3 protein-coding genes and 1 pseudogene are annotated in these 2,197 nt (G+C 37.9%); 2 read left to right on the forward strand and 2 right to left on the reverse strand.

Annotated features, from left to right (window positions below; translation table 11 throughout):
• A pseudogene (locus QZN27_RS04790) lies at nt 1-436 on the forward strand (methanogenesis-associated radical SAM protein); the annotation flags it as partial.
• A 12-nt stretch (nt 437-448) separates the two neighbouring features.
• Here the strand turns inward: QZN27_RS04790 and QZN27_RS04795 are convergent.
• Both QZN27_RS04795 and QZN27_RS04800 read right to left on the reverse strand, forming a co-directional pair.
• Nucleotides 449-1,372, reverse strand: coding sequence for a methanogenesis marker 7 protein (locus QZN27_RS04795; protein ID WP_296784396.1), 924 nt, complete (start codon nt 1,370-1,372; stop codon nt 449-451).
• Between the two features lie 52 nt (nt 1,373-1,424).
• A complete protein-coding gene (locus QZN27_RS04800) occupies nt 1,425-1,943 on the reverse strand; it encodes a hypothetical protein (protein WP_296784399.1) in 519 nt (172 codons plus the stop codon).
• 39 nt (nt 1,944-1,982) lie between these two features.
• Between QZN27_RS04800 and QZN27_RS04805 the strand changes: the two genes are divergently transcribed.
• A partial coding sequence (locus QZN27_RS04805) for a 2-phosphosulfolactate phosphatase (RefSeq protein WP_296784403.1) occupies nt 1,983-2,197 on the forward strand: 215 nt, incomplete at its 3' end.

The raw sequence follows: 2,197 nt of genomic DNA on the forward strand, positions 1-2,197 counted from the left end.
AAAAGATGAAAACGAAGTGTTCCTGCAATTCATAAAACCAATTACCGGTGAGGCAACAATCATTACCTCAAAAATAGCCGAACCCTACATCAGCAAGATCTTTGACAAAATTGACGTCGAAAACAATGTAAATGTCGTTGCTGTTGAAAAGGAAATAGCATGTCTGATTACAAAAGAAGATTTGGAGCAGCTTGATTTATCCGAAATTCAGGATTCCGTCATAATACCTGGAAGATCTTTTGTTCACCAGCTTGATGCCGAAAGAATTCTAAGTGCAGACGGTGTTGACAGGCTCATCGGCCGTGGCCCGGACACCCTGACAGTGGACGGCGAACTAAGCATTGACATGACTGATGAAAATGTCATAGAAAGGGAACTGGAACAGTTCAACGATTTGGTTGATGCAGTTAACTTCTTTGGTATGAGAAGAATTTAAAAAAAAAGAGAGTTAGTCAGAATCCTCAACAAGAGAACTCTCACTATTAATTTTCACCAAGATATAATCATACATTTTTGATTTTTTAATCTCGGCAATTTCTGATAACTTCTTGCCGTCAATGACAACGTTTCCGATGTCTTCGGCATAGGTGTCATAATTCAATTTTACACGTACACCATTAAGCTGTGAAGTTACAGGTGTCGGAGAAATAACATCCTTGATTTCTCTAATCTGATTTTCAATTGCATTTTTTACAACGATGGATGGCACTAATGGTGGATCAAGAGTCATCTCACGTTTCTTGTCACTTAAAATCTGTTCGATAGTTTCAACTAGCTTATCAAGTGCACGAATGTCCGGACCTCTTCTGAGCCTTCTTGGTATTCTTCCAAGGCCTCCAACATAGGCATCAGCACCAGGAAGCTCACTGACGTCAATTTCGGGTGCCCCTGTTACAATTACTGGTATGTCAATATTATCATAAAGGAAAGATTTTTCCTTGATGCAGTTTTCAAAGCTGCCTAAAGCAAAAATGGCAATGTCATGCTCTTCAATCAAGTCACGTTCCTCTTCAGTGATTCCTGAAGTTCCTTTGCCGTCTCCCCTTGCAAGACCAATCATGTTATCCTTTGCACCAAATTCACGCAAATACTCTGAAATGTCACATGCCGCATGAGGCAAATGGTGCCTTGCAAGTGTTGGTGAGACAATAGCTATTTCAGAACCTGCCATAGGAGCAACAGATAGCTTTGCCAATAACTCTTTGGATTTTTCTTCAATCTTATCAACATCTTCTAGAGGAACTGCCATGTTCAATACCAGTTCCATCTGCTGAACGCTGTCCTGAAGAATGAATCCACCCAAATCTTCAATAAGTTCTCTTATCTCTTCACTTTTGTGAACTCCACCAGTAAATATCAATGTTTCATACATTCCTAACACTCTCAAAAAATGCAATTTGATAAATAAATTTATAATTTATATATTATATTAAATTTTCTAAAATGCCATATCTCAATTCAGCCTTGTCGAAAGGATTTTTAGAAACTGAATTATGTGACGGGATTTCAACAGTGTTTTCGGTTTCTATGACCTTATCCTTTAAATAATCCGGATATATCACATAATCAAAGTCATCAGCAACGATATTGAAACCTACATCTGAAACTATGTCCTTTAAAAATTCAGAATATACCTTTACATTCACATACCTTTTGAAATCCGAATTCAGGTATTTCCTGCAAAGTTCATAATCATCAAAATAGGACAATATTTCCTCATCGCTCAGTTCATTGCCTGCAAGGCCAGAAATCTTTTTGATGCTTTCAAAAATCTGGGTTGAGGTGTTGATTTTGATTTGAATCGCATCCATTTCAACTCTGCTTTCTGAAAGCAGAATTGCCAAATCTCCATCACCTTTTTGGGGAAACTTGTTTACGGCATAATCTTTGATGCCTGCAAGCCTTACGATTTCTTCACACATTGGGGTTGTGACTATCTTCATGAATATTATTTATATAATTATTTCAATATAAATTACTTCATGAAGGTGACATTGAGTTTTGAGGAAAGTTCAAGCAGTGACGTTTCCATCATGGTTGACGCCCTGAGGGCAAGTACAACAATAACAATGGCGTTGAACAATTTCAAAAGGATAATCCCATGTTTTACTCCCGAAGAGGCTTTGGACTTGAAGGAAAATGTTGGGGGAATCCTTGCAGGCGAGCGAAACGGAAAGCAAATTGAAGGTTTTGATAT

It is taken from the genome of uncultured Methanobrevibacter sp. (assembly GCF_900316895.1).
Lineage (GTDB): Archaea > Methanobacteriota > Methanobacteria > Methanobacteriales > Methanobacteriaceae > Methanocatella.

Coding starts and splice junctions, on each gene's coding strand:
- QZN27_RS04795 (WP_296784396.1), bottom strand. CDS start 1,372: ATGTATGAAACATTGATATTTACTGGTGGAGTTCACAAAAGTGAAGAG.
- QZN27_RS04800 (WP_296784399.1), bottom strand. CDS start 1,943: ATGAAGATAGTCACAACCCCAATGTGTGAAGAAATCGTAAGGCTTGCA.